Origin of the sequence: Pseudonocardia pini, assembly GCF_013870575.1 — a bacterium.
In the GTDB taxonomy this organism is placed as follows: Bacteria; Actinomycetota; Actinomycetes; order Mycobacteriales; family Pseudonocardiaceae; genus Pseudonocardia; species Pseudonocardia pini.
In genome coordinates this window covers 1-4,029 of the sequence record NZ_JACBXB010000514.1, presented here as the reverse complement: position 1 = coordinate 4,029, position 4,029 = coordinate 1, and the positions used below count along the sequence as shown (strand labels likewise).

The 4,029-nt window shown below is 72.7% G+C and carries 4 protein-coding genes and 1 tRNA gene; 4 read left to right on the top strand and 1 reads right to left on the bottom strand.

The annotated features are described in order from the left end of the window. A partial coding sequence (locus H5J29_RS23665; protein ID WP_181783237.1) for an LLM class flavin-dependent oxidoreductase occupies positions 1 to 1,132 on the top strand: 1,132 nt, incomplete at its 5' end. 11 nt (positions 1,133 to 1,143) lie between these two features. Then, entirely contained in the window at positions 1,144 to 2,529 is a 1,386-nt protein-coding gene (locus H5J29_RS23660; RefSeq protein ID WP_181783236.1) for an NtaA/DmoA family FMN-dependent monooxygenase, read from the top strand. A gap of 155 nt (positions 2,530 to 2,684) precedes the next feature. Here H5J29_RS23660 and H5J29_RS23655 read toward each other — a convergent pair. Next, positions 2,685 to 2,757 (bottom strand) — tRNA-Asn (locus H5J29_RS23655). 160 nt (positions 2,758 to 2,917) lie between these two features. On the opposite strand from H5J29_RS23655, the gene H5J29_RS23650 reads away from it, so the two are divergent. Continuing rightward, complete coding sequence (locus H5J29_RS23650; RefSeq protein WP_181783235.1) at positions 2,918 to 3,115, top strand: hypothetical protein; 198 nt, start codon at positions 2,918 to 2,920, stop codon at positions 3,113 to 3,115. A 98-nt stretch (positions 3,116 to 3,213) separates the two neighbouring features. Beyond that, positions 3,214 to 3,861, top strand: a complete 648-nt coding sequence (locus tag H5J29_RS23645; protein WP_181783234.1) for an AAA family ATPase — start codon at positions 3,214 to 3,216, stop codon at positions 3,859 to 3,861. The last annotated feature ends 168 nt before the right edge of the window (positions 3,862 to 4,029 follow it).

Genomic DNA, 4,029 nt, shown 5'->3' with positions numbered 1-4,029 from the left:
CGAGCCCGGTTCCCGCCCCCGGGAGCTGTTCACCCCGCGCTACTGGGCCGACCTGGCCCGCACGGCCGAGCGCGGCGGCCTGGACCTGCTGACCATCGAGGACACCCTCGCACTGCAGAACCACGACTCCTTCCAGCCCGACGACCGGCTCGACGAGGTCCGCGGCAGGCTCGACGCCCTGCTCGTCGCCTCGCTGCTGGCGCCGCTGACCAGCCGGATCGGCCTGGTCCCGACCGTGACCGTGACGCACACCGAGCCCTTCCACGTGTCCAAAGCCCTCGCGACCCTGGACCACACCTCGCTCGGCCGCGCGGGCTGGCAGGTCAAGGTGTCCGGTCGCCCGGAGGAGGCCGCCCACTTCGGCCGCCGCGAGATCGCCCCGATCTCCCTCGACGACGTGCACGCGGGCAGGTTGTCCCCGCAGTTCCAGGAGCTGTTCGACGAGGCCGCCGAGGTGGTCGACGCCGTCCGCAGGCTCTGGGACAGCTGGGAGGACGACGCCGAGATCCGCGAGGTCGAGACGCGGCGGTTCATCGACCGGGACAAGGTGCACACGGTCGACGTCGAGAACCGGTTCTTCAGCGTCCGGGGTCCGTCGATCACCCCGCGGCCGCCGCAGGGCCAGCCCGTCGTGAGTGCCCTGGCCCACCAGCGCGTGCCCTACGAGCTCGCCGCCCGGGGCGCCGACCTGGTGTTCGTCACGCCGACCGCGGACCACGCCGCCGACGCGATCCTCCGCGAGGTCGAGCAGGCGGCGGCGGACGTCGGCCGGACCGGGGAGCCGCTGCAGGTCTGGGCGGACCTGGTGGTGTTCCTGGACTCCGGGGGCGAGTCCGGTGCGCGGCGCCGCAGCCGCCTCGAGGAGGTGGCGGGCGAGCCGTACACGTCGGACACCACGGTCTTCGCCGGTTCCGCCGCGGGGGCGGCGGACCTGGTCGCCTCCTGGCACGAGCTGGGCTACCACGGGGTCCGGTTGCGACCCGCCGTGGCCACGGACGACCTCACCGCCGTCGTCGACGACCTCGTCCCCGAGCTGACCCGACGCGGGCTGTTCCGGCCGTCCGAGGCCACGACCCTGCGCGGGCGCCTCGGCCTGCCCACCACCGTCCCGAACCGCTACGCGGCCGTCTGAGAGGGCACCTCGTGACACGTCCCCGCAAGCAGGTCATCCTCGGCGCCTACCTGGGCGGGGTGAACCACCACACCGCGTGGTGGGACCCCGAGGCAGGCAGCCAGATCGACTTCTCGACCTTCGAGCACACCGCCCGCACCGCCGAGCGCGGGAGGTTCGACTTCTTCTTCCTCGCCGAGGGCCTCGCGCTCCGCGAGCGCGCGGGCCGGGTGTTCGACCAGGACATCGTCGGCCGCCCCGACACCCTGCCCGTGCTCGCCTCGCTCGCCGCCGTCACGACCCATCTCGGCCTGGCGGGCACGATCAACGCCACCTTCAACGAGCCCTACGAGCTGGCCCGCCAGCTCGCCAGCCTCGACCACCTGTCCGGCGGCCGGGCGGCGTGGAACGTCGTCACCTCGTTCGACGCGTTCACCGGCCAGAACTTCCGCCGCGGCGGGTTCCTGCCGCGCTCGCAGCGCTACGAGCGCGCCGCCGAGATCATCGACACGATCCGCACGCTCTGGGACTCCTGGGACGACGCGGACATCGCAGCCGACCCGGCGACGGGCCGGTTCCTCACCCGGGGGGACGCGGGAGCGTTCTCGTCGAAGGGCAACCAGTTCGACGTCCACGGCCGGTTCACCGTGCCGCGCAGCCCGCAGGGCAGGCCGGTGATCCTGCAGGCCGGGGTGTCCCCGGAGGGCCGGGACTTCGCCGCCTCCCGCTCCGACGCGATCTTCTCGCCCTACGGCGCGCTGCCCGAGGCCGCGGAGTTCTACCGGGACGTGAAGGCCCGGGCGGTGAGGTTCGGCCGCAGGCCCGAGGACATCAAGATCCTCCCGTCGGCGAGCTTCGTGCTCGGCGACACGGAGGCCGAGGCCGAGGAGCTGTACCGCGAGATCCGCAGCCAGCAGGTCAACGGCAAGACCGCGCTGATCCTGCTCGAGCAGATCTGGAACCGGGACCTCTCCGCCTACGACCCCGAGGGCCCGCTGCCCGACATCGACCCGGACTCCGAGGCGCCGCCGTTCATCCAGGGCCGCGCGCTGGTGCACCAGGACCGCTTCGCCACCGTCGCCGCGTGGCGGGAGATCGCCGAGGCGAAGAAGCTGACCCTGCGCGAGCTCGTCGCCGACCGGTTCGAACACGGCTCGTTCGTCGGCACCCCGCAGCAGGTGGCGGACCGGATCGACTCCTTCGTCCAGAACGACGGGTCGGACGGCCTCATCGTGGGCTCGCACCTCGTCCCCTCGGGGCTCGACGGCTTCGTGGACAAGGTCGTCCCCCTCCTGCAGGAGCGCGGCTCGCTGCGGGCGGACTACACGGGCACCACACTGCGGGACAACCTCGGGCTACCTGGCCTGTCCCGCAACCCGAACCGCGAGCGGGACGACCCTGCGGCCGCCGCCGGGTGAGCGCACCGGCCGACGATCCCGACCTTCAGGAGGTGGTGGCGCGCGAGCTCCGGCTGCAGGACCGGGCCGTGCGTCACGTCCTTCGCCACGACGGCGGTCAGAATGGGAGATCAGCGTGTGGTCGGTCGGGCTGAAGGCCTCTGACCTGGAGAAAGCTCCTCCGACTGGACTCGAACCAGTAACCCTGCGATTAACAGTCGCATGCTCTGCCAATTGAGCTACGGAGGACCGCCGGCCGCGACCGGGAGGCCCGCTCGCTGGCAGGGGGAACAGTACAACACCGGCCGGAGCCCGTTTCCGACCCCCCTCCTCGCCCCGGGCCGCTCCCCCGGTCGTGGGACTGGGGCAGGATGGGAACACCCGTCGACCCCGCCCGTGGAGGCTCACGATGCTCACGTTCCTACTGGGTGCCGCGATCGGCTACGTGCTCGGCACGAAGGCCGGTCACGAGCGCTACGAGCAGCTGCACCGCACGTACCAGCGCGTCGCGGACCATCCGGCGGTGCAGGGTGCGGCCGGGGTCGTGCGGGCCCGGGTCGAGGAGGTCGTGAGCGGACCACGGCGCGACAACGGGCACGGCCGCTGAGCCGAGCCCGGCCGCCGAAGGGCGCCGGGATCTTCCTGCGCCGGGCGGCGATCGACGACGAGGCGGCCGACTGGGGCCGCTACCCGTTCGCGCTGCCGGTGGTCTCCGCGCTGCGCGGGCGGCGGCTCGAGTTCGGCCCGGGCGTCACGTTCCTGGTGGGCGAGAACGGTTCCGGGAAGTCGACGTTGGTCGAGGCGCTGGCCGTGGCGGCGGGGCTCAATCCCGAGGGCGGCTCCCGGCACTTCCAGTTCGCCACCCGGGAGGCGCGGTACGCGCTGGGTGAGGCGCTGCGGATCGCGCGAGCCCCGGGCAAGGAGCGGTCCTCGTTCTTCCTGCGCGCCGAGACCTACTTCAACGTGGCCACGGAGATCGAGTCCCGCGGTCTCGAGCTGGAGCCCTACGGCGGTGTCTCCCCGCACGACCGCTCGCACGGGCAGTCCTTCCTGGACCTGCTGACCCACCGCTTCCGCCCGCAGGGCCTCTACCTGCTCGACGAGCCCGAGGCCGCGTTGTCCACGCAGGGCCAGCTCGCCGCGCTGGCGCGGATCCAGGAGCTCACCCGCGCGGGCTCACAGTTCCTGATCGCCACGCACAGCCCGATCCTCACCGCCCTGCCGGGCGCGCGGATCCTCCAGATCGACCATGACGGCGGCCTGCACACCGTCGACTACGACGACTGCCTGCCCGTCCGCACCACGCGCGAGTTCCTCGCGGACCCGGGGCGGACGCTGCGTCACCTGCTCTGACTCAACCGGTTCCCGGCCCGGCCGACGGCGAGGAACATCTCCGTGGCCGTGCGGACGATCTCGTCCCGGTCGAGGGGGATGTCGCCCGCGGTCCACCGCACCAGCAGCTCGCTGAACCCGCCCACCAGGAACGCCGAGATGTACGAGCACTACCGACGCGACGGCGGC

Bases quoted from the DNA above. Each gene is read 5' to 3' on its own strand.
- H5J29_RS23650 (WP_181783235.1), top strand. From the start codon at position 2,918: ATGCTCACGTTCCTACTGGGTGCCGCGATCGGCTACGTGCTCGGCACG.